The sequence below is a fragment of the Streptosporangiales bacterium genome, assembly GCA_009379825.1.
GTDB lineage: Bacteria > Actinomycetota > Actinomycetes > Streptosporangiales > WHST01 > WHST01.
On sequence record WHTA01000090.1, the window covers coordinates 1 to 20,223 of the forward strand.

Here is a 20,223-nt window from a genome sequence, read left to right on the forward strand (position 1 = left end):
CTGGTGGGGCGGGTGGGACTTGAACCCACGACCGACGGATTATGAGTCCGCTGCTCTGACCGGCTGAGCTACCACCCCAAGATGTCGGTGAGCCTATCGCAGGCTGGGAGTCGGGGCGGCGGGGTGGACGGCCGGGTCGAGGAGGCGGCGGAGGGTGTCCAGCTGGGTGGCGGCCAGCTGGTGGCGGGTCGCGGGGTCGGCGGACGGTTGCTGGGTCAGCGACCAGCGGTCCATCGCCAGGAGGACGGCCAGGACGAGCTGGGTCTGCAGCGACGCCGGGAGGTCCGTACGGACGGCTCCCCCGGCACGGCCGACGTCCAGGGCCTGGTCCAGCCAGGCGCGGATGCCGGCGAGGAACCGGGCGAGCGAGCTCGCGGGCGGGGCGTCGGCGAGGTGGACCATGCGGCCGAAGTCCTCGAACCAGGCGGTCTCGTCCAGGGTGAGCAGCTGGTCGAGCAGCCGCGCGATCGCCGGCCAGAAGTCGCCGTCGCCCAGCTCGGCCGCGCTGGGGACCGCGAGGGCGTCTGACATCGCGGCGGTCGCCTCGGACACCACCAGGTCGAACAGCGCCTCCTTGCCGTCCAGGTAGTGGTAGAAGGAGCTCTTGCTCATGCCGCACGCGACGAGCACACGGTTCAGCGACGCGCGCTCGTAACCGGCCTCGGCGAACTCCCTGGCCGCGGTCCGCAGCAGCTGGCGCCGCCGGTCGGGCGCCATCGACACGACATCACCTCGGGGCATGCGCGCACTCTAGCAACCCGTTGGACCAGGTGGTCCACAGCTGGTGCTACGGCGTTGTGGACCAGATGGTCCATAAATGTACGGAGGTCAGCGCCGATGCTCGAGGATGTCTCCAGTCACGCGCAGGTCGAGGCCGCGCGCACCGACCCGATACGCGTGCTCATCGTCGGGGCCGACGTGGCCGGGCTGACGCTGGCCCAGCTGCTGCGCCGCGCGGGACTGCACCCGGTGCTCGTCGAGCGCGGGGACGAGGGCACCGACGCCGGGTACATGCTGGCCCTGCTGCCGTTGGCCACACCGGTCATCGACGACCTCGGACTGCTCGACGAGTTCCGCGCCCACACCATCGAGTTCGACAGGTACGTCATCCGCACCCACCGTGGTGCGACGAACAAGGAGTACTCGATGTCCGGCCTGCTGAGCCGGTACGGCGAATACCGCGGCATCAGCAGGGGCGAGCTGATGCGGCTATTCGCCACCGTGGGCGGCACGGTGACCTACCGGACCACGGCGACCGCGATCGAGCAGCCCGAGCACGGCCCGGCGCGGGTCACGCTCACCACCGAGGGGACGAGCCTGACGGCGGAGTTCGACCTCGTCGTGGTCGCCGACGGGCTGCACTCCACGACCAGGAAGCTGGCCGTGCCGCACGCCGAGCTGGACGAGGTCGACACCGGCTGGGGCGGCTGGGTGGTCTGGACGCCGCCGTTCCCCGACGCCACCACCCTCGGCGAGGAGGTCTGGGGCGCCGGGGCGTTCGTCGGCAGCTACCCGGTCGCCGGCCAGAACGGCGTCATCGTCGCCGGGCCGAACGACCGGACGCGCTCCGGGCCGGCCGAGTTCGTCGCACGACTGCGCCGCGAGCTGCGGCACGTAGACGGGCGGCTGGACGCCATCCTCACCGCCGTCGCGGCGGCCGACGACCCGTACTACTGGTATCTCACCGACTGCCGCACCAGCAGCTGGCGGGGCCGACGCGTCGTGCTGCTCGGCGATGCAGCGGTCGGCTTCCTGCCGACTGCGGGCATCGGCGCGTGCATGGCGATTGAGTCTGCCTGGGTGCTCAGCCGGCGGCTCGGTACGGCCTCGGCGACGAAGGTTCCCAGCACGCTCGCCGCGTTCGAGGCTGCGCAGCGCCCGCGGGTGGAGGCTGCGCAGCAGAACTCACGGCAGCTGGCGAACCTTATGTTCAACAGCAGCAGGACGGTTGCGGTGCTGCGTGACGTGGCGACCAGGCTCGTACCGTTGCAGGTGGCGCTGCGCCCGATCCGCACCTTGCTCGAGACCGCGCCAAGTGTGTGAGTGCCGGCTCAGAAACCGAGGATGCCGAGGACCAGCAGGCCGGCGAGCAACACTGCAAGCACCACCCAACCGAGCCGGGTGACAAACGTCGACCGGAAGCGACGCCCGGCCGCAGCCGACTGCTGCTCTTGCTCGGCGAGGAACAGCTTGGCGTTCTCCGTGTTGCGGGTCCGCGCCCACTGGCCGTTCGGCGCCTGTCCGGGAACATCCGTCACCCCCGTGTCGGTCGGCACCTTCGACCGTAGCAGCCGTGCTCGCTACATGGCGCTCACGACGGTGAGCGGCGAGGAGCACAGGTGACCGGCGACCAGATCGACATCCTGGTGTTCGTTGTGCTCGTCGTGGTGTTCCCCGTGGTGGTGGCCACCGTCGCGTACCGGAAGGCCAGGGCCAGGGAACGGGCCAGGTTCGCGGTACCGCAGGAACCGGGCGAAACCGGGACGACGAGCGAGGCGGACCTCGGCGCCCTCGTCCGGCGCCACGAGACGGACAACGCGCGGCGCGGACGAACCGCCGTACTGGCACTCGCGATCGGGGTGGTCGGGCTCGGGTTGGTCGGCACGCTGTTCGTGCTCGCCGGACCACCGCGGGTCGTCAATGTCGCCATCGCAGGCGTCGTGCTGGGCGTCCCTGCGCTGTGTCTGTGGCGCGGTGTCGTGGACGGCATCCGTTGCTACACCCGCCGCGCCGAGTCGTTCAGCGTGTACGAGGGCGGCCTGGTGTACGCGTACGCCGGCCACACCCGCGTCATCGGCTGGGCGGACTTCGCCAGCGTGGTCAACGACGGCAGGGACAACGTCGCCACCCGGGGCCTCGGCAAGGACACCAGGTTCTCCCGCTTCCTCGGCCGGGACGTGCACTGCCGGGTGCAGCTGCGGGACGGCACCAGGTTCCGCATCACGGGTTTCACCCGCGACGCCGCCCAGCTCGCCGACGGCCTCAGCCGCGCCGTGTACGAACGTACGCAGTCGTGAGCTAGCCGGCCACGCCGAGCACGGCCGGCCGGCGCCGCGTGGTCCGTGCCGACAGGGCGTGCGCGAACCGCAGCACCTCGAGATCGGCGCCAGGACGACCGACGACCTGCACCCCGACGGGCAGGCCGGCGTCGGTGTAGCCGAACGGCACGGACGCGGCCGGCAGGCTCGCGACGGTGACCCGGGAACAGGCGCGCATCCAGTCGAGGTAGTGCCGCACCGGCTCGCCGGCGACGTCGGTCGGGTGCCACAGGTCCGCGTCGAACGGGGCGACCTGGTTGACCGGGCAGACGAGGAACTCGTGCTCGGTGAGGAACTCGCGTACACGGTGGAACACCGCCATCCGCTGTCGCTCGGCGCGCATCAGGTCGGCCGCCGTAACCTGCCGACCCTGGTCGACGTTCCACCTGATGTTCGGGCCGACCTCGTCCGGGTGGGCGTCGACCAGGTCGCCGAGCGTGAACGCCTGGTACCAGCCGCGCCAGGTCAGGAACGCGTCGTCGGCGTCCGCCCATCCCGGTGTGCTCTCGCGTACGACCATGCCGAGCGTCTCGAGCTCCGGCACGACCCCTGCGAAGACACCGGCGACGTCCGCGTCGACCGGCAACCCGTCGAGGTCGGCGTCCACCGCCACCACGACGCCGGTGAAGTCGCGGTCCAGCGGCTGCGCGAACTGTGCGGCCGACGGCATGTGCACCGGCCCACGCGCGTCCGGTGCGGCCAGCACCTGCAGCTGCAGCGCGACGTCCGCCGCGGTACGACCCATCCCGCCGAGCGTCACGTACGGGAAGAACGCCGTGGCGGCCGGCCAGTTCGGCACCAGCCCGTACGACGGGCGCAACCCGACCACGTCGCAGAACGACGCCGGGTTGCGCAGCGAGCCACCCATGTCGGAGCCGTCCGCGATCGGCAGCATGCCGGTCGCCAGGGCGGCCGCCGCGCCCCCGCTGCTGCCGCCCGCGCTGCGGCTCGGGTCGAACGGGTTGGCGGTCACACCGAAGACCGCGTTCCTGGTGTGCGACCCGGCCCCGAACTCCGGGGTGTTGGTCTTGCCGACGAGCACGGCACCCGCGTCGCGGTAGCGCTCGACGAGCAGCGCATCGACGTCGGGCACGTGGTCGGCGTACACCGCACACCCGTAGGTCGTGCGGATGCCACGGGTCTCGACGAGGTCCTTGTGCGCGACCGGCAACCCGTGCAGCGTGCCTACCGGTTCCCCACTACGCGCGGACGCGTCGTCCACCTGCTGCGCCCGCTCCATCGCCCGCTCGGCCGTCGACGTCACGATCGCGTTGACCGTCGGGTTCACCTCGGCGATCCGTTGCAGGTGCGCATCGAGCACCTCACGCGCGGAGACGTCCTTGGCCAGCAACAGGTGCCGCAGCTCTACGGCGGGGCGGTCGCACAGTTCGGTCACACCAGCTCCTCGGTTGCGCAGCAGCGCCACCACGGTAACCAAACGGCGTCACGATGTCGCGGTCTCCCGCACACCAGAAGCGGCGGCGTCCGGCGGCAGCCGGTCGCCGGTGAGCCGGTCGCGCCGCCTGTCGACGAAATGCACGGCGAGGAACGAGACCACGCTCGCGGTGCCGCCCACGATGATGGCGGCGAGCTCGAACGGCTCGCCGGCCAGCTGCCACGCAACGCCGCAGACGGTGCCGAGCACGATGGAGACGAGGCCGGCGAGCCGGCTGGTACGCCTCCATACGAGGCTGAACACGAACGCGGCGAACGGCCCGGCCGAGCGCATGGTGAAGGCGAAGATGAGCAGCGGGATGATCGCCTGGCTCACCAGCGCGATACCGGTCGCGAGCACACCCACGACGAGTACGCCGACGCGCGACAACCGCAGCTCGCGCTCGTCGCTGCCGACGGCACCGAACAGTCGCGGGTGCAGATCCTTGATGTAGATCGTGGACGCGCCGAGCAGGTCGCCGCTCGCGCTCGACAACGTCGCGGACATGACGGCGGAAAGCAGCAGGCCGGCGAGTACCGGAGGCAGCAGGCCGACGGCGCTGTGCGCCAGCGCGTTGTTCGGGTCGATGTCGGGGTAGACGGCGAGCGCGATGAGGCCGAGCACCGCGGGGATGAAGGCGTAGAGCGACATCAACCCGCCGCACAGCACCGAGCCGAGCACGGCGACCTTCGGGGTGCGCGCGGCGTAGTAGCGCTGCACCGCCTCCTGCCCGGTGGAGAACGTCATGAAGTACAGCACGATCAAGCCGATGATGGTCGGCCAGCCGACGCTGGTGAAGCCGAGCTGCCCCTCCGGCAGCCGGGCGGCGACCGACTGCCAGCCACCTGCGGCGTGCAGGGCGAACGGCAGCGCGAGCGCGAAACCACCCACGATGACGAAGAACTGGACGAAGTCGGTGAGCGTGACGCTCCACATGCCGCCGAGCCAGGTGTAGAGCACCACCCCGCCACCGGTGACGAGGATCGCCGTGGCGAGCGGCAGCCCGACGAGCGTGGAGACGATGGTCGCGGTGGCCGTGATCTGCACCGCACCCAACGCGACCAGCGCCACCGCGCCGAGCACGGCCGTGATGCTCTGGCTCGCGGTGCCGTACCTCCGGCCGATCACCTCGGGCACGGTAGTCGCCATCGCCCTGCGCATGGCGGGCGCTACGAAGGAGACCAGCAGGATGCCGATGCCGGCGCAGACCACGTACCAGCCGGCGGAGAGTCCCAGTCGTCGTACGCCTTCGCGGCCATGCCGACGGAGCTGCCGCCGCCGATCTCGGTGGCGGCGAGCGAGCCGGCGGCCGGCGAGATGGTAGTCGGTGGCGTTGTTGACGCGTCTGCGCGCGTAGAAGCCGATGCCGACCATGACTGCCAGGTAGCCGACGACGATGAGGGTGATGGTCATGGCGGTACTCCAAGCACCTGGGTTCGGGGGGTCAGGACTGCGCGGCGCCGCCGACGATCCGCTGGTACGCGTCCGGGTTGGTCGCGCCCTCGGTGGACACGACGAGCACCCGGTCGTCGGAGCTCAGCTGCAGCTGGTCCGCGAAGACGCGCACGCCGGCGAGGCCCGCAGCTCCGCTCTCCCCCGAGACCACGCCGGCGGCGGCCAGCTCGCGCATGGCGTCCGCCGCGTCGGCGTCGTCCACGGCACCGAACGCAGTGACCCCGGCGCGCAGGTGCGGCCAGGCGATCGGTGACGGTGTGCCGCAGTTCAGCCCGGCCATGATCGAGTCCAGGGCACCGCCGACCTGGGTCAGCTCGCCCGCCTCGATGCTCGCCTGCGCGCAGGCGGCCTTCGTCGGCTCCGCGCCGACTACCCGCGCACCGCCCGGCACGAAACCGCGGACCATGGCGGCGGCGAAGGCACCGACGCCGATCTGCGCGGCGACGACGGTCGGCGGCGTCGCGCGCCGCTCGGCGAGCTGGCCCTCGACCTCCGCCGCGATCGTGGCGTACCCGTCGATCACCCAGGCGGGTACCTCGCGATATCCGTCCCAGGACGTGTCGGAGACGACCACGTGCGTGTCGTCGGCCAGCTCGGCCGACCGCGCCACCGCCTCGTCGTAGGTGCCGGGCACGACGGTCACCCGCGCGCCCTCGCCCTCCAGTGCCTCGACGCGCGCGGCGACCATGTCCTGTGGCACCAGGATGTGCGCCGCCAGGCCGAGCAGCCCGGCCATCCGCGCCACCGCCCGGCCGTGGTTGCCGTCGGTCGCGGCGACGAGCGTGAGCGGCGGCAACGCGCGCAGTGCCATACGCAGCTCGTCGACACCGCGACCGGCGGTGTGGTCGAGGCCGGCGCGTGCGCAGAACGCGCGGTAGGTCGCCCAGGACGCGCCGAGGATCTTGAACGACGGCATCCCGAGGCGGCTCGACTCGTCCTTCACCCAGACCTCGCCGACACCGAGCTCCGCGGCCAGTGCCGGCGCCTCGACGAGCGGGGTCACCGCGTAACCGGGCAGGCTGCGGTGGAACGCCGACACCAGTTCGACGGTCGCGACGTCGAGTGCCTGCACCTCGGTGGCGTACGGGTTGACCACCAGCCGACGGGCGGTCACCTGGCCACCTCCTGCCGCAGCAGGGCGGCGACGATCGCGGCGTAGCCCTGTGCGCCGGCGTGCAGGTCGTCGAGTGCGATCGACTCGTCGACGGTGTGTGCCTGGTCTTCCTCGCCCGGCCCGTGGCCGATGGTCGGGATGCCGAGGTGTCCCGCGGTGCCTGATCCGTTGGTGCAGAACTTGTAGTGCCCGACGACCGCAGGCAGCCCGGCCGCCTGCAGACCGTCGACGGCCGCCGTGACGATCGGTGTGTCCTCGTCGGTCAGCCACGCCGGTGCGAAGTTCGGCGCCTGCACCTGGACGCCGGTGTAGGCGGTGTAGTCGTCGGCGGCGATGCCGACCGTCGCCGTCGTGCCCCACCGTGCGGCGACCTCGTCGACCACCGCGCGCACGGGCGCGAGGACGTCCTCCTCGGTCTCCCCCACGAGCGTGCGGCGGTCGTACGTCGCGACGCACCGTTCTGGCACGACGGACAGCCCCGGGTACGGGGCGGACAGCACGTCGGTGAGCACCAGGATGCCGTCGCCGAGGCTCGGGTGCGTCGGCGGCTCGATCGCGCGCAGCGCGGTGACGACGTCCGCCATCACCTCCGCGGCGTTCAGGCCCGCCCGCGGGTGCGCGGAGTGGCACGACGTGCCCTCGACCTCGATCCGCACCTCGGCGCGGCCGCGCTGGCCCTTGGCCACCTTGCATGCGGTCGCCTCGCAGATCACCACGTAGTCCGGCCGCACCCGCTCTGCGACGCGAACGAGCGCGGGGCCCTCGACCAGCTCCTCGGCGACGCTGCCGGAGACCACGATGGTGCCGACGTCCAGGTCGCGCAGCGCGGCGACGCCGTGCAGGCAGGCCGCGAGCGGTCCTTTCATGTCGACCGTGCCGCGCCCGTACACCCGGTCGCCGACGACCTCGCCGTCCGGCTTGCGGGTCCACTCGGCCGGGTCCACCACCACCACCGTGTCCAGGTGCGAGTCGAGCAGCACCGTCGGACCGTCGCCCAGGCGCAGAGTGCCGATGACGTTGCCGATGTCGTCCACCTCCACGGTGAACCCGAGCCGGGTGAGCTCGTCGCGGAGCACGGCCGCCGCCGCGCTCTCCTCGGTGGAGTAGCTGCGTGCGCCGACCAGGCGAAACAACAGGTCGTCGACCGCCTGGTAGTCGATCGAGGCAGAGCTGGACATGGGTGGGTCTCGCTTTCGGTGGTTGGTTATCGGTCCCGCGGGGTGCGGGTGACGGCACCAGGACGCTCCTGGGTGTGCCGGCCGTCGCGCAGCACCGGCCGGCCGCCGACGAACACCGCCGTGACGCCGGGTGGGGTGCGGTGCGGGTCGTCGTAGCCGGCGACGTCGACGTACTCGTGCGGGTCGAGGAGCACCAGGTCGGCACGCAGCCCCTCGGCCACGCGGCCGCGGTCGGTCAGCCCGAGCAACCGAGCCGGCCTGGTCGCCAACCGCGCGACCGCTTCGGGTACGTCGATCAACCGGTCACGCAGCGCGTACCGGCCGAGCACCTTGGCCGCTGTGCCGTACAGCCGTGGGTGTGGGTGCGGGTGGAAGACGCCGTCGGAGCCGACCAGTGCCGCGGGGTGGGTGAAGATCTCCCTGACCACCGACTCGGCGGCGTAGTGGTCGATCATGCCGGCGTCGAGGTCGGTCTCGGCGAGCAGGTTGAGCACAGCCAGCACGGGCTCGCTGCCGGTCGCCGCGGTGATGTCGGCGACCGACCTACCGACGTCGTGCGCCCGGCAGCCGGCCGCCTGGGTGACGGTGATGCCGGCCGGTCCGCACGCGGCGTACAGGTTCTCCCAGCCGGGCAGGCCGCGTTCCATGTCGCGCGCCATCCGGTGCCGTTCCGCACGGTCACGGAGCCTGGCCAGCGTCGCGATCGGCCCGCCTTCGAAGGCGTACGGCGGCAGCAGCGCGGCGAGCAGGGTGCTCCCCGCGCCGTACGGGTACTGGTCGAAGGTGAGGTCGATGCAGTCGCTCGCCCGGGTCAGCAGGTCGACCAGGTCGGTGAGCAGGTCGGGGCGGCCGACCAGCTTTACATGGGAGACGTGCAGCGGCGCACCCGTGCGCTCGGCGACCTTGACGAACTCGCCGACCGCGTCGAGCACCCCGCCGGCCTCGTTGCGTACGTGCGGCACGAGCGGTGCGCCGTACGCGGCCGCCACCTCGGCCAGCGCAACCAGCTCCGCGGTGTCCGCGTACAGGCCGGGCGCGTAGATCAGGCCGAAGGAGAGCGCACGCGCGCCGGCCTCGAACCCGGCGCGGACCAGTTCCTGCATCTGCGCCGTCTCCCTGGCGTCGGCGGGCCGGTCACCGTGCCCGACGGCGAGCTCCCGTACCGCGCTGTGCGGCACGCAGGCGACGAGGTTCGCGGCCGGTCGCGCCGCGTCCACGGCCGCGAGGAAGTCCGCCTGGCTCTGCCAGTCCCAGGGCGCCTCCGTGCTCGGCTCGAGTGCCTGCAGGTACTGCCGGCGGGTGGCGACGAGCTCCGGGCGTACGGGGGCTGGACCGAGACCGTCCGGGCAGGTCAGCTCGGTGGTGAAGCCCTGGGCCAGCTTCGGCGTCAGCAGCGGGTCGTCGAACACCCGCAGGCAGCTGTGCGCGTGCAGGTCGACGAACCCCGGGGCGAGCAGCAGGCCGCTGCCGTCGATGCGTTCGCGCGCCGAGGTGAGCGGCAGGTCCGCGGCGACGGCGACGATCCGGTCGCCGGTCACCGCGACGTCCGCCCTGCGCATCCAGGCGCCGCCGACGACGTCGGCGCCGGTGATCACCAGCTCGGCGTCCACTGCACTCCACCTCCACGGCTGCGTGGACACCACCATGTAGATTTGTAGGACAACTGTCAATAGTTGTTAGCCAAATCATCGATGTCAGAATGAGTGCCATGACCACCCCGGAGACGCTCGCGCGACGGCCGCGGCTGCGGCGTAGCGACGAGATCCGCGACGCGATCGTGCACGAGCTGCTGCTCAGCGGAGAGGTGCCACCGGGCCGGCGGCTGCCGACGGAGGCGGACCTGTGCCGCCGCTACGACGCGTCCCGGGTGACGGTGCGGGCGGCGCTGCGCAGCCTGCAGGAGGCCGGTTTCATCGCGATCAGGCAGGGACAGGGCTCGACCGTGCTCCCCCGCCCGCACGGCCTGTCGTCCGGGCTGGACCGGTTGAGCTCGTTCGAGACGTTCGCCGCGGACCAGGGCGCGGTGGTGACGAGTGCCGACCTGGAGATCACCGAACGCGAGCTGGACGCCGAGGAGGCGGCCAGGCTGGAGCGGGAGCCGGGGACGCAGACGCTGGTGATGCGCCGGGTGAAGGTCTACGACGGCCAGCCGGTGGGCTGGATCGTCGACTACGTACCCGTCGGCGTGCTGCCGTTCGCCGCGATCCGCGACGAGTTCGCCGGCTCGGTGCTCGACGTCCTGCTCGCCCACGCAGACCTGGAGGTGGAGTACAGCGACTGCGACGTAACAGCGACCGGCCTCCCCCGCCAGGTCGCGGCGCTGCTCGGCAAGAAGTCCGGCGTCCCCGCCCTGTACCTCGACGAGCTAACCCGCACCCGAACCGGCGAAATAGTGAACTGGAGCCAAGCCTGGCTCCTCCCCGAACACTTCTCCTTCACCGTCCGCCGCCGCAAACAGTTCACCTGAGTGAGGAAAAGCAATTCCACAACGACCAGGGAACGGGGGTTCCAGGGGGCTCGGCCCCTGGGAGAAATGGCGGCATCCGGGAAGGTGGTCGAAGACCACCGAACAGGGGAGGCCGCCTCGCTCCCGCGGTTGGATTCGAACCAACAACCCCTCGGTTAACAGCCGAGTGCTCTGCCGTTGAGCTACGCGGGATTGGCACTTCCGGGATGCCGATGTGCTCTCCGGCTCCCGAGGGAATAGGTTAGCGCACGAGGAGAACGTTACTCGCAAGCGCCCAGGGGGCAGGAGACTCACCATGCGTTACAAGCTCACTTTCGCGGTCGGGGTGGCGGTCGGCTTCGTGCTCGGTGCCAGGGCCGGGCGCGAGCGCTATGACCAGATCGTGCGGACGGCGCAGTCGTTCGTGGAGAACCCGTCCGTACAGGAGACCGCGGGTCTGGTGGGTGCCAAGGCCAGCGACTTCGTCGGCAAGACCGGCCGGAAGGTGTCGGCGAAGGTCGGCGACAAGCTCCCGTTCGGCCACTCGTCGAGCCCCTACGAGCCGCCGAACAGCAGCAGCCAGAACTAGAAGCTGTCGACGACGGTGACGCCGGCGGCCGGGGCGTCGCCGAGTGCGGGCAGCGCGGTGCAGGCCTCCGCCAGGGTGACGGTGCGGCGGACGAGCAGGTCCGGCCGCAGCCGGCCGGCGGTGACCGCGGCGAGCCGCTGCGGGTAGGCGTGCGCGGCGAGGCCGTGGCTGCCGAGCACCACCAGCTCCCTGGCGATCACGACGTCCATCGGCACTGTCGGCGCGCCCGCTACGCGCGGCAGCAGCCCGACCTGGACGTGCCTGCCCTGGGTGCGTAGCGACTCGATCGAGCTGGCACAGGTCTGCGCGGAGCCGAGGGCGTCCAGCGAGAGGTGCGCACCGCCGCCGGTGTGCTCCCGGACGGCGTCGGCGGCGGAGTCGACGGCGGCCGCGTCCACGCCGACGTCGGCGCCCAGCTCCCTGGCCAGCGCGAGCGCGTCGGCGGAGACGTCCACGGCGACGACCCGGGCGCCGGCGGCGACGGCGATCTGCACGGCGGACAGCCCCACGCCGCCGCAGCCGTAGACGGCGACCCACTCCCCCGGCGCCACGTCGCCCTGCTGGACGACCGCGCGCCAGGCGGTGGCGTACCGGCAGCCGAGGCTGGCGGCCGTCACCGCGGACAGCTCGTCGGGCAGCGCGACCAGGTTGACGTCGGCGTGCTCGACGAGCACGTACTCGGCGAACGACCCCCAGTGCGTGAACCCCGGCTGCGTCTGCGCGACGCAGACCTGGTGCTGGCCGCGCTGGCAGGCGGCGCAACGGCCGCAGCCGCAGACGAACGGCGTGGTCACCCGGGCGCCGGGCGACCAGCCGCGGACGTACGGGCCGACGGTCTCGACGACCCCGGCGAACTCGTGCCCGGGCACGTGCGGCACCTCGACGTCCGGGTCGTGGCCGCGCCAGCCGTGCCAGTCGCTGCGGCACAGCCCGGACGCCTCCACCCGCACCACCGCGCCGTCCGGCGTCGGGGTGGGCGCTGGGACGTCCCTGACCTCGAGCGGCCCGTCGAAGGCCTCGTACACGATCGCGCGCATCGGCTCAGTCCACCGCCCCGTACTTCTCCAACGTGCGGACGGCACCAGGTAGGTGGTCGACCGCGGCGACGAAGTCGTCCGAACGCACCAGCTGGTGGGCATGCTTGGTCAGGTAGACACGCATCGCGGCGTCCCACTTCCGCTTGCCGACCTGCTGCCTCGCTTCGAACAGCATGGTCGCGCCCTGCCGGTAGACACCGGTGCCGTAGTCGTCCGGATGGTCGGCCCAGTACGTCATCGGCTCGCCCACCCTGTTCTTCGCGGCGTCCGGCATGGGGGCGTCGGCGAGGTACGCCGCCTGCTGCCCGTCGGCGAGCGCCTGTGCGTAGGTGGCGAACGCCTCGTCCAGCCACGGGTCGCGACCCTGGTTGTTGCCCACCAGGCTGTAGAACCACATGTGCGCGAGCTCGTGCCCGACGACTTCGCTGCGGCTCACCTCCGGCGGGGACGCGTCGCCGTAGAAGATCGCGCCGGGGAACTCGATGCCGGTGGTGTCGTCGGGCACCACGGTCACCCACAGGTCGCGGTACGGGAACCTGCCGAACCGGTCCTGCAGCCTGCCCATCGCGGCCTCGACCGCGTCCAGCCACGCCTTGCCGCCGGACTCCGCGCCTTCGGCGGGGACACCCACCCTGGTGCGGACGCCGTCGATCACCCGCTCGGTGACCGCGTACCCGCCGGCGCTGACGGCGACGTTGCGCACCGAGTCGGCGGCGAACCGGTGCCGCATGGTGCCGGGCCGCGGCCCGTCCGCCGTGCCGAGTGAGCGGCCGGTGCCGAGCACGGAGTCGCGCGCGGGCGCGACCACCTCCAGATCGAGCCGGAACTCCTCGCTGCCGTCCATCTCGCCGAAGACGTCGACGGCCGGGTCGACCATCCAGCCGTGCCCGCGTTCCCAGGCGAGCACGGGGTACGCGGACGCGAACCACATCTCGCCGCGGTGCGTGCCGACCCGGTCGCCGCTGCCCTTCGCCATCTCGACGGTGAACTCCAACCGCGCCCGTACGGTGTCGCCCGCACCGACGCAGCTCTCCAGCGGCAGCTTGACCAGGGTGCCTGGCGCGCCAGCCGGCGCGCCGCGACGCTCCACCTGCGGGTCGACCTCCGCGCCCGCGACCTCGGCCTCGTCGACCGTCATGGCGCCGCCGTGCCTGGCCAGCTCCGGCTTGTTCGGCCAGGCGCGGAAGACCAGCCAGTCGCACACCTTGCGGTCGGGGGTGAACGCGACCTCCTCGACGCCGCTAGCCGACTCGTGGTCGGCCGCGATGTCGTACTGCAGCTGCACCTCTGGCCGGTCCTGCCACGGCTGCGCCTTGCCCTGGCTCGCCGACGGCGACGGCCGCTTGGACGGCACGGTCTCCGGCCGGTCCGCGGCTGAGGGCAGCAGCTGCCAGCCCACCACGAACCCGCCGGAGGCGACGAGCACGGCGAGCACCGTCAGGCCGACGATCAGGGTTCTGCGTCGCACGTAGCTGCGTCCTCAGGCGAGGTAATCGCGGAGCTGGTCGGCGCGGCTGGGGTGCCGCAGCTTCGCCAACGACTTGGACTCGATCTGCCTGATCCGCTCCCGGGTCACGCCGAACGCGCGGCCCACCTCCTCCAGCGTGTGCGTGTGCCCGTCGGTGAGGCCGTACCTGAGCTTGATCACCGCGGCCTCGCGCTCGCTGAGTCCCTGCAGCAGCGTCTCCAGCTGGTCCTGCAGCAGGATGAACGCCGCGGCCTCAGCGGGCACGACGGCGTCGGTGTCCTCGATGAAGTCGCCGAGCGCGGAGTCGTCCTCGTCGCCGATCGGCGTGTGCAGCGACAGCGGGTCCTGCGCCATCCGCCGCAGCTCGATCACCCGGTCGAGGCTCAGCCCCATCTGCCTGGCCACTTCCTCGGGCGACGGGTCGCGACCCAGCTCCTGCACAAGCTGACGGTGCACGCGCTCGAGCTTGTTGATGACCTCGACCATGTGCACGGGTATCCGGATCGTGCGCGCCTGGTCGGCGACGGCACGGGTGATCGCCTGCCGGATCCACCAGGTGGCGTACGTCGAGAACTTGAACCCACGGCGGTAGTCGAACTTCTCCACGGCCCGAACCAGACCGAGGTTGCCCTCCTGGATCAGGTCGAGGAACAGCAGGCCGCGGCCGACGTAGCGCTTAGCGATCGAGACGACCAGCCTGAGGTTCGCCTCCATCAGGTGCTTCTTGGCGACGACGCCGTCGGCGGCGATCGCGGCGAGGTCGGTGCAGTAGTCGGCGGCCAGGTCGTCGCGGGTGTTGAGCTTGTACTCGGCGTAGAGACCGCTCTCGATCCTGGTCGCGAGCGCCACCTCCTGCGCGGCGGTGAGCAGCGGCACCCGGCCGATCTCCTTGAGGTACATCCGCACCGGGTCGGCGCTGGGTCCGGCAGCCGTCGCCACCCGGCCCGGCTCGCTGACTTCCTCGTCGACGGGCTCGTCGGCCGGTTCCTCCGCCTCGGCGTCCTCTGCGAGGTCGGCGGCTGCGGCAATCTCCTCGGGACTCGGCTCGGCGTCGGGCACATCGGCGCGCGGCGCGGGTTCGGCGCCGCCGACCGGTGCCAGGGCCAGCTCACCGACGCCGTCCACACTGGACGGCTCACCGGCCCCCACAGGACGCACCGTGTCCTGACTCACGAGGTCCAGTCTGACAAGCCGAAGGAGCGGTTGCGCGACGCACCACCAACATCACCCAACCGTGCACCCCATCTCACGATCCGCCAAGTGACTCACGCAACGCTGCCCGCCTCCGTTCCAGGCCGACGAGCTCTCCGAACATTTTGTTGAAATCCTCCGGCCGTTCCACCGGATTTACTCGCTGTAGTTGGCTCTTCAACGCCGTCACCTGTCGGGTCACGGCGATCTCCTGCAGCCGGCTGAGCACGGCCGCCACGTACCTGTCGTCCGGCTCGTCGCGGTCGGTCTCCAACGGCTCGACACCCAGCTGTGTCAGCAGCGTACGCACCCGGTCGTCGTCCGTGGTCTCGGTCAGCGAACGCAACCACGCACTGCCACCGGGTGCGGTCGCGACACCACCGGCCGCGGCGATCGTCTCCCGTACGGCGACATAGCCGGGGTGGGTGAACACGTCGTGCGGCAGCTGGTCGAACAACGGCCCGGCGAGCGCAGGACGCTGCACGGCGAGCTTCAGCGCCTGCCGCTGCACCTGCAGGGCGGGGTCACGGGGATCGGGCAGCACGGGCGCGGACGGCTTGCCGTTGCCGCCGCCCTGCGGCTGCTGGTCGCCCGGACGCTGCTTGCTGCGCGCCCGGTTGGCCGCGTCGGTCACCCGCTGCAGGACGAACTTCTCGTCGAGCAGCCCGAGCCACCGGTCGAGGTTGATCGCGTACCGCTGCCGCAGACCGGTGTCGCGAATCCGCGCGATGATCGGCGCGGCCTCGTCGACGGCGTGCAGGCGACCCTCCTCGGTCGCTACGTCGTGCCGGTCGACGACGTTGCGGATGGCGAACTCGAACAGCGGCAGCCGCCGCGCCACCAGCTCGCGCACGGCAGCGTCGCCCTGCTGCAGCCGCAGGTCGCACGGGTCGAGACCGTCGCGCTGCACGGCGACGAACGTCTGCGTCACGAACTCCTCGTCCAGCTCGAACGCGCGTAGCGCGGCCTTCCGGCCGGCCTCGTCGCCGTCGAAGGTGAAGATGATCTCCCCGCGGTACGCGTCGGAGTCCATCAGCAGCCGCCGCAGCACCTTGATGTGGTCGGCGCCGAACGACGTGCCGCAGGTGGCGACCGCGGTCGGCACGCCGGAGAGGTGACACGCCATCACGTCGGTGTACCCCTCGACGAGCACCGCCCGCTGCTCCTTGGCGATGTCGCGCTTGGCGAGGTCGACGCCGTACAGCAGGTGCGACTTCTTGTAGATCGGCGACTCGGGGGTGTTGAGGTACTTCGCCTCGATCCGGTCGTCGTCGTAGATGCGGCGGGCGCCGAACCCGACGACGTCGCCGCCGAGGTCGCGGATCGGCCACAGCAGCCGGCCGACGAACCGGTCGATCAGCCCGCGCTGCCCCTGCCGGGCCAGCCCGCCGGTGACCATCTCCTCGTCGGTGAACCCGCGGCCGCGCAGGTGCGCGACGAGCGCGTCCCAGCTGCGCGGTGCGTACCCGACGCCGAACCGCTCGGCGACCTCACGCTCGAAGCCGCGCTCACCGAGGAACGTGCGCGCCTGCACCGCCTCGGCGCCGGACAGCTGCTCGGCGTAGAACTCCGCGGCCGCCGCGTGCGCCTGCACCAGCCGGGTGCGCTTGCCCTGCTCGCGGTTGGGCGCCGCGCCGCCCTGCTCGTACCTGAGGTCGACGCCGGCGCGCCTGGCCAGCCGCTCGACCGCCTCGGCGAAGTCGAGGTGCTCCACCTTGCGGATGAACGTGATGACGTCGCCGCCCTCTTGGCAGCCGAAACAGAAGTACACGCCGCGCTGCGGGCTGACGTGGAACGAGGGCGTCTTCTCGTCGTGGAAGGGGCATATTCCCTTGAGGGAGCCCGCGCCCGCGTTGCGAAGCGCCACGTGCTCGCGTACGACCTCGTCGATCGGCGAACGCTCCCGGACGAGCGCGATGTCCTCGTCTCGTATCCGTCCGGCCACGTCAGGAGTGTACGCGGCGCCGGCGACACTCCGCTCGTCCGGGCGCCGGTGGTGTCGTACCGTCGTCGGGTGATCGAGGACATGCTCTCCTATCACCTGCTGAAGGCGATGAAGCGCACCCGCGCGACCGTCGGGCCGGTGCTCGCCGAGCACGGCCTGCACCCCGGCCAGGACCTGCTGCTGTCGCAGCTGTGGCACGAGGACGGGCTGACGCAGACCGAGCTCGCGAACCGGCTGCGGATCGAGGCGCCGACGGTCACGAAGGCTGTGCAGCGGCTGGAGCGTGCCGGGTTCCTGCGCCGCGAGCCCGCCGGCGGACGGAAGCGCAGGATCGTCCTCACCGCCGCCGGGCGCGCGCTGCAGGGCCCGGTGGAGCGCGCGTGGCAGGCGGCGGACCTGGAGGTGACGTCCGTCCTCGACGACGCCGACCGGGTCGCGCTCGGCGAGATCTTGCGACGCCTCACAGCGGCGAACTTAGCCGGCTAATATGGCGGCCGCAACGCTTGCCGAGAGGACGAGGAGCACGCATTCAACTGGGTCTACACGTCTGTGACTTCCGCACCGAGGACGGACCCGCGGGGATCGGCCCGGTGCTCGAGCGGCTGGTGCAGCGGGCCGACGAGGCCGGCGTCCACAGCTTCTGGCCGATGGACCACTTCTTCCAGATCCCCGTCTTCGGGCCGACCGAGGACCCGATGCTGGAGGCGTACACACTGCTGTCGTGGGCGGCAGCACACACCACGCGGCTGGAGGTCGGCACGCTGGTCACCGGCGTCCACTACCGGCATCCGGGCGCGCTGCTGAAGGCCGTCACCAGCCTGGACGTGCTGTCCGGCGGCCGTGCCTGGCTGGGCATCGGCGCCGGCTGGAACGAGGAGGAGTCGCGCGGCCTCGGTATCCCGTTCCCCACCCTGCGGGACCGGTTCTCGCAGCTCGAGGAGACCCTGCAGGTCGCCCACCGGATGTTCACCGGCGACGAGAGCCCGTACACCGGCAGCCAGTTCCAGCTCGACCGGCCGCTGAACAACCCGGCACCGGTACGCCGACCGCCGATCCTGATCGGCGGAGGCGGCGAGAAGAAGACGCTGCGGATGGTCGCGCAGTACGGGGATGCCTGCAACCTGTTCGAGTTCGCCGGCGAGGACGTGCTCGGCCACAAGCTGTCCGTCCTGCAACAGCACTGCGCCGACGTCGGCAGGCCGTACGAGGACATCGTGAAGACCTGCTTCGGCCAGCTGGGCACCCCGGAGGTCGGCCAGCTGGTCGACCGCTTCGGCCGCCTGGGCGAGCTCGGCTTCGACCTGGTCATGACCGACGTCCCCGACCCCGCCGGCAGCGACCTGGACAAGCTCTTCGACGTCCTCGCCGAGGTCGTCCGCCAGCTCGAGCCGCTCGGCCGCCCCCTCCCAGCAGCCGCAACAGCCGTCGCGTAGGCGGCGTCCGCTCGCCGCGGCGGTAGCGGGGCGTGGGCCGCTAGCGGCCAGCGGCGCGCGCCGGTAGCGGCCGCCGCCACGGGTACGACGCGCGGCGGCGCCAAGACTGCCGGGGTGGCGGGTGGCGGCCGCCACGGGTACGACGCGCGGCGGCGCCAAGACTGCCGGGGTGGCGGGTGGCGGCCGCCACGGGTACGACGCGCGGCGGCGCCAAGACTGCCGTGGTGGCCGCGGCGGGCGGCCGGCTGGCCGCGCGGCGGACAGGTAACCAGCGGAGGGAGGGGCCGTCTCAGCTAACCAGCGGGTGGCTGTCTCAGCCGATGCCGCGGGGCAGCCTGGCCGGGTCCCAGGCGAGCAGGTCGACAGCGGCGCGGAACGCGTATCGGTCGGTCATGCCGCCGACGTAGGTGACGGCGGCGCGTACCGCCTCCGGGCTGGCCGGCTGCGCCGCGGGCGGGTCCGGTAGGGCGGTCGGCGTCGCCGAGTAGTGCTCGACGAGCGCACGGAGCACGGCGACGACCGCCGCCCCCTGGGCGAGCGAGTCCGGGCGGGTGTAGATGCGCTCGTAGTTGAACCTGCGCAAGCCGGCGAGCGCGTCGGCGACCTCGCCGCGCATGCCGACGATCCCGGTGGCGCCTATGCAGCTCACCACCTCACGGATGAACGTGGTGAGCTGCTCACGTCTGGTGCGCCCGCAGACGTCCGCAACCTCGTCGGGGAGGTCGGCCAGCTGGACGATGGCGGTGTGCGCAGCGTCCTCCAGGTCGTGGGCGCTGTACGCGATGCGGTCGGCCCAGCTGACCACGCAGCCCTCGGGGGTCTGCGGTGTGGGGCGCGACCAGGAGTGGTTGCGGATGCCGTCGAGCGTCTCCCGGCAGAGGTTCAGCGGGGTGAGCACCACGTCCGCGCCCCAGACCGCGTGGTCGTAGCCCTCGCCGAGGAAGGCGTCGAAGGCGTCCTCGCTTGCGTGCCCGCCCGGGCCGTGCCCGCAGTCGTGGCCGAGCGCGATCGCCTCGGTGAGCGGCACGTTCAGACCGGTCGCCCGCGCGATGCTGGTCGCCACCTGCGCGACCTCGAGCGCGTGCGTGAGCCTGGTGCGCTGGTGGTCGGCGGGGAACACGAAGACCTGGGTCTTGCCGGCCAGCCGCCGGAACGCCGGTGAGTGCAGGATCCGGTCGCGGTCCCGTTCGAAGCAGGTGCGTTCCTGGTCGGGGGCTTCCTCGCGGGCCCGGTCGCCGGCGCCGCGTGCACGGGTCGCGCCCTTCACCAGCAGCTGTTCTTCCAGCTCCTCGCGGGCCCCCCGGCCGAGGTCGGGCCCGGGTACGACGCTCGGCTGGCCGGCGCCGTGCGCGGTGACCACGCCGTCGGCGTCGCGGTGACCGGGCGTCGTGCCCAGCCACTCCCTCGATCTGTCGGTCACGCCAGTCACAGCTACTCCTTCAGCCCTCGCCGTCGCAGCACCGGCCGGGCGAGCTCGTACGCCACGGCCAGCACGCCGAGCACGACGCCGGCAACCACTGCCCCGGCGACGAACAAGCCGACCACCGCGGCAGCGTAGACGAGCAGCTCCACCGCCAACCGGACGCCGGGTGAAACTGTGCACAGCGCCTTCGGGGCGACGAACAACCCCCACACGGCGATCGCCGCCAGCGGCGCTGCGAAGACCAGGAACAGCTTCGCGATGCCGCTGCCGAGCTGCCAGCCCACGTAGCCGAGCGCGGCGAACGCCGCCAGCTCGAGCAGGAACACGAATGCGGACACCACGACGAACGACGCGGTGAACGGTGGGTGCTGGCCGGGGCTCGGGGCAGCGGCCTTCGGAGTGGTCACCCTTCGATCGTCCCCCATCACGGTGACAACCGTGCGGGCCACTCCGGTCCGCGTCAGGGAATGA

Annotated in this window: 18 protein-coding genes, 2 tRNA genes and 1 pseudogene; 6 read left to right on the top strand and 15 right to left on the bottom strand. The window is 71.9% G+C overall.

Going from position 1 to position 20,223, the window contains the following annotated elements; translation table 11 throughout:
* Position 1: 1 nt before the first annotated feature.
* Together GEV07_26955 and GEV07_26960 are read right to left on the bottom strand one after the other, a co-directional pair.
* Positions 2 to 78: transfer RNA gene (locus GEV07_26955), tRNA-Ile, on the bottom strand.
* Between the two features lie 15 nt (positions 79 to 93).
* Complete coding sequence (locus GEV07_26960) at positions 94 to 741, bottom strand: TetR family transcriptional regulator (protein MQA06203.1); 648 nt, start codon at positions 739 to 741, stop codon at positions 94 to 96.
* A 96-nt stretch (positions 742 to 837) separates the two neighbouring features.
* Between GEV07_26960 and GEV07_26965 the strand changes: the two genes are divergently transcribed.
* Positions 838 to 2,043, top strand: coding sequence for an FAD-dependent monooxygenase (locus GEV07_26965; protein MQA06204.1), 1,206 nt, complete (start codon positions 838 to 840; stop codon positions 2,041 to 2,043).
* Between the two features lie 8 nt (positions 2,044 to 2,051).
* Here the strand turns inward: GEV07_26965 and GEV07_26970 are convergent, their stop codons facing one another.
* Positions 2,052 to 2,258, bottom strand: coding sequence for a hypothetical protein (locus GEV07_26970; protein ID MQA06205.1), 207 nt, complete (start codon positions 2,256 to 2,258; stop codon positions 2,052 to 2,054).
* An 81-nt stretch (positions 2,259 to 2,339) separates the two neighbouring features.
* On the opposite strand from GEV07_26970, the gene GEV07_26975 reads away from it, so the two are divergent.
* The gene (locus GEV07_26975) at positions 2,340 to 3,017 is read left to right on the top strand and encodes a hypothetical protein (protein MQA06206.1); all 678 of its coding nucleotides are present in this window, start codon (positions 2,340 to 2,342) and stop codon (positions 3,015 to 3,017) included.
* A gap of 1 nt (position 3,018) precedes the next feature.
* Here GEV07_26975 and GEV07_26980 read toward each other — a convergent pair whose 3' ends face one another.
* The 5 genes and pseudogenes from GEV07_26980 to GEV07_27000 form a co-directional block, all read right to left on the bottom strand.
* On the bottom strand, positions 3,019 to 4,434 hold the full coding sequence (locus GEV07_26980) for an amidase (GenBank protein ID MQA06207.1): 1,416 nt from the start codon (positions 4,432 to 4,434) through the stop codon (positions 3,019 to 3,021).
* Between the two features lie 48 nt (positions 4,435 to 4,482).
* Positions 4,483 to 5,886 (bottom strand): annotated as a pseudogene (locus GEV07_26985) (sodium:solute symporter family protein).
* A 31-nt stretch (positions 5,887 to 5,917) separates the two neighbouring features.
* Entirely contained in the window at positions 5,918 to 7,027 is a 1,110-nt protein-coding gene (locus tag GEV07_26990) for a diaminopropionate ammonia-lyase (GenBank protein ID MQA06208.1), read from the bottom strand.
* Positions 7,028 to 7,038: 11 nt separating this feature from the next.
* Positions 7,039 to 8,220, bottom strand: coding sequence for a YgeY family selenium metabolism-linked hydrolase (locus tag GEV07_26995; protein MQA06209.1), 1,182 nt, complete (start codon positions 8,218 to 8,220; stop codon positions 7,039 to 7,041).
* Positions 8,221 to 8,246: 26 nt separating this feature from the next.
* Positions 8,247 to 9,866: an amidohydrolase family protein gene (locus tag GEV07_27000; GenBank protein ID MQA06210.1), complete on the bottom strand. Its 1,620-nt coding sequence runs from the start codon at positions 9,864 to 9,866 to the stop codon at positions 8,247 to 8,249.
* Positions 9,867 to 9,919: 53 nt separating this feature from the next.
* On the opposite strand from GEV07_27000, the gene GEV07_27005 reads away from it, so the two are divergent.
* Positions 9,920 to 10,687 (top strand): UTRA domain-containing protein, encoded by a 768-nt coding sequence (locus GEV07_27005; GenBank protein ID MQA06211.1) that lies wholly within the window; start codon positions 9,920 to 9,922, stop codon positions 10,685 to 10,687.
* 120 nt (positions 10,688 to 10,807) lie between these two features.
* Here GEV07_27005 and GEV07_27010 read toward each other — a convergent pair.
* Positions 10,808 to 10,879, bottom strand: a tRNA-Asn gene (locus GEV07_27010).
* A gap of 103 nt (positions 10,880 to 10,982) precedes the next feature.
* On the opposite strand from GEV07_27010, the gene GEV07_27015 reads away from it, so the two are divergent.
* Positions 10,983 to 11,255: a YtxH domain-containing protein gene (locus tag GEV07_27015; GenBank protein MQA06212.1), complete on the top strand. Its 273-nt coding sequence runs from the start codon at positions 10,983 to 10,985 to the stop codon at positions 11,253 to 11,255.
* On the opposite strand, the gene GEV07_27020 is transcribed toward GEV07_27015, so the two are convergent.
* The 4 genes from GEV07_27020 to GEV07_27035 form a co-directional block, all read right to left on the bottom strand.
* Positions 11,252 to 12,292 carry an alcohol dehydrogenase catalytic domain-containing protein gene (locus tag GEV07_27020; GenBank protein ID MQA06213.1) on the bottom strand — a complete coding sequence of 347 codons (1,041 nt, stop codon included), beginning with the start codon at positions 12,290 to 12,292 and terminating at the stop codon, positions 11,252 to 11,254. The genes GEV07_27015 and GEV07_27020 overlap by 4 nt on opposite strands.
* Before the next feature lie 4 nt (positions 12,293 to 12,296).
* Positions 12,297 to 13,760, bottom strand: a complete 1,464-nt coding sequence (locus GEV07_27025; protein MQA06214.1) for a hypothetical protein — start codon at positions 13,758 to 13,760, stop codon at positions 12,297 to 12,299.
* Between the two features lie 12 nt (positions 13,761 to 13,772).
* Complete coding sequence (gene rpoD, locus GEV07_27030; GenBank protein ID MQA06215.1) at positions 13,773 to 14,660, bottom strand: RNA polymerase sigma factor RpoD; 888 nt, start codon at positions 14,658 to 14,660, stop codon at positions 13,773 to 13,775.
* A 346-nt stretch (positions 14,661 to 15,006) separates the two neighbouring features.
* Complete coding sequence (locus tag GEV07_27035; GenBank protein ID MQA06216.1) at positions 15,007 to 16,896, bottom strand: DNA primase; 1,890 nt, start codon at positions 16,894 to 16,896, stop codon at positions 15,007 to 15,009.
* 69 nt (positions 16,897 to 16,965) lie between these two features.
* Here GEV07_27035 and GEV07_27040 point away from each other — a divergent pair, with 69 nt between their 5' ends.
* Positions 16,966 to 17,382, top strand: a complete 417-nt coding sequence (locus GEV07_27040) for a MarR family transcriptional regulator (protein ID MQA06217.1) — start codon at positions 16,966 to 16,968, stop codon at positions 17,380 to 17,382.
* 41 nt (positions 17,383 to 17,423) lie between these two features.
* Positions 17,424 to 18,329 (top strand): TIGR03560 family F420-dependent LLM class oxidoreductase, encoded by a 906-nt coding sequence (locus tag GEV07_27045; GenBank protein ID MQA06218.1) that lies wholly within the window; start codon positions 17,424 to 17,426, stop codon positions 18,327 to 18,329.
* Positions 18,330 to 18,642: 313 nt separating this feature from the next.
* On the opposite strand, the gene GEV07_27050 is transcribed toward GEV07_27045, so the two are convergent.
* Positions 18,643 to 19,758 carry an HD domain-containing protein gene (locus GEV07_27050; protein MQA06219.1) on the bottom strand — a complete coding sequence of 372 codons (1,116 nt, stop codon included), beginning with the start codon at positions 19,756 to 19,758 and terminating at the stop codon, positions 18,643 to 18,645.
* Positions 19,759 to 19,760: 2 nt separating this feature from the next.
* Positions 19,761 to 20,177 carry a DUF2568 domain-containing protein gene (locus tag GEV07_27055; protein ID MQA06220.1) on the bottom strand — a complete coding sequence of 139 codons (417 nt, stop codon included), beginning with the start codon at positions 20,175 to 20,177 and terminating at the stop codon, positions 19,761 to 19,763.
* Positions 20,178 to 20,223 lie beyond the last annotated feature (46 nt).

What these genes read in the sequence shown, in the direction of transcription:
- GEV07_27055 (MQA06220.1), bottom strand. Translation starts at nt 20,177, where the DNA reads ATGGGGGACGATCGAAGGGTGACCACTCCGAAGGCCGCTGCCCCGAGC.
- GEV07_27000 (MQA06210.1), bottom strand. Translation starts at nt 9,866, where the DNA reads ATGGTGGTGTCCACGCAGCCGTGGAGGTGGAGTGCAGTGGACGCCGAG.
- rpoD (MQA06215.1), bottom strand. Translation starts at nt 14,660, where the DNA reads ATGTACCTCAAGGAGATCGGCCGGGTGCCGCTGCTCACCGCCGCGCAG.
- GEV07_27020 (MQA06213.1), bottom strand. Translation starts at nt 12,292, where the DNA reads ATGCGCGCGATCGTGTACGAGGCCTTCGACGGGCCGCTCGAGGTCAGG.
- GEV07_27005 (MQA06211.1), top strand. Translation starts at nt 9,920, where the DNA reads ATGAGTGCCATGACCACCCCGGAGACGCTCGCGCGACGGCCGCGGCTG.
- GEV07_26995 (MQA06209.1), bottom strand. Translation starts at nt 8,220, where the DNA reads ATGTCCAGCTCTGCCTCGATCGACTACCAGGCGGTCGACGACCTGTTG.
- GEV07_26965 (MQA06204.1), top strand. Translation starts at nt 838, where the DNA reads ATGCTCGAGGATGTCTCCAGTCACGCGCAGGTCGAGGCCGCGCGCACC.
- GEV07_26960 (MQA06203.1), bottom strand. Translation starts at nt 741, where the DNA reads ATGCCCCGAGGTGATGTCGTGTCGATGGCGCCCGACCGGCGGCGCCAG.
- GEV07_27015 (MQA06212.1), top strand. Translation starts at nt 10,983, where the DNA reads ATGCGTTACAAGCTCACTTTCGCGGTCGGGGTGGCGGTCGGCTTCGTG.